Raw genomic sequence first — 1,541 nt, 5'->3', positions numbered from 1 at the left:
ATCATCAAGGTCTTAGGTAACGACACGTTCGAAGGCGACGACAAAGCGGTGTCGCTGGATAGCAATAACGGTCCAGCTAACGGCACGGTCTCGGTCAACCCAGATGGCAGCGTAACCTACACGCCAAACGACAACTACCACGGTACAGACAGCTTTACCTACATCGTTACGTCCGGTGGGGTATCGGAATTCACCACGGTGAACGTCGATGTGACGCCAGTGAACGATGCGCCCGTGGCAAACGATGACGCGGCAACAACACAAGAAGATACCGCTGTAACGATTGATGTTCTGCCAAACGACACCGATATTGATGGTGATACGCTGTCTATCCAATCAGCGTCTGTACCTGAAGCACAAGGTACAGTTGAGATTGTTGATGGCAAACTGGTCTTCACACCGGCTGAGAACTTCCATGGCGACGCCGAAATCACTTACACCGTGACCGATGGTGCACTGACTGACCAAGCAACGGTCAACGTCACCGTGAATGCGGTGAACGACACGCCTGTGGTTGAAAGCAACCTCGCAGACCAAACCTTGGCGGAAGACTTTACGCCATACAGCATCGATCTAAATACCGCTTTCAGTGATGTGGATAACGTAGATGGCGAGCTGAGCTTCAGTGTCTCTGGCAACAGCAACATTCAAGTGGCGATCGTCAATGGGATTGCTACGTTCACTCCAACCGCAGACTGGAATGGCTCAGAAACCCTAACGTTTACCGCCACCGATCCAAGCAGCGAAAGCGTTAGCCAAACGGTGAACTTCACAGTTGCCCCTGTGGCGGACATCGTGGCAGACAACGCGACGGTTGTGGAAGACACGCCGACCATCATTAAGGTCTTAGGTAACGACACGTTTGAAGGCGACGATAAAGTGGTGTCGCTGGATACCAACAACGGTCCAGCGAACGGCACGGTCTCGGTCAACCCGGACGGCAGCGTAACCTACACGCCAAACGACAACTACCACGGGGCAGACAGCTTCACCTACATCGTTACGTCGGGTGGGGTATCGGAGTCCACCACGGTGAACGTCGATGTGACGCCAGTCAATGATGCGCCAGTGGCAAACGATGACACGGCAACAACACAAGAAGATACCGCTGTCACGATTGATGTCCTACCAAACGATACTGACATAGATGGCGATAAGCTGTCGATTGAATCAGCGTCTGTACCTGAAGCGCAAGGCACAGTCGAGATTGTTGACGGCAAATTGGTCTTCACACCGGCTGAGAACTTCAATGGTGACGCTGAAATCACTTACACCATCACCGATGGTTCGCTGACTGATCAAGCGACGGTCAACGTCACCGTGAATGCGGTAAACGACACGCCTGTGGTTGAAAGCGGCATTGCAGACCAAACCTTGGCAGAAGACTTCACCCCATACAGCATCAATCTAAATACCGCTTTCAGCGATGTAGATAACGTGGATGGCGAGCTGAGCTTCAGCGTTTCTGGCAACAGCAACATTCAAGTGGCGATCGTCAATGGCATTGCTACGTTCACTCCAACTGCGGACTGGAACGGCTC

At 52.6% G+C, this 1,541-nt stretch carries 1 protein-coding gene; it reads left to right on the top strand.

Annotated features, from left to right (window positions below):
• Positions 1-1,541: tandem-95 repeat protein (locus R7P64_RS24090; RefSeq protein WP_318124114.1), on the top strand; the 1,541-nt coding region annotated here is incomplete at both ends.

Origin of the sequence: Vibrio sp. 2304 (assembly GCF_033339475.1) — a bacterium.
In the GTDB taxonomy this organism is placed as follows: Bacteria; Pseudomonadota; Gammaproteobacteria; order Enterobacterales; family Vibrionaceae; genus Vibrio; species Vibrio alginolyticus.
This window is presented reverse-complemented; position numbering and strand designations above follow the sequence as displayed.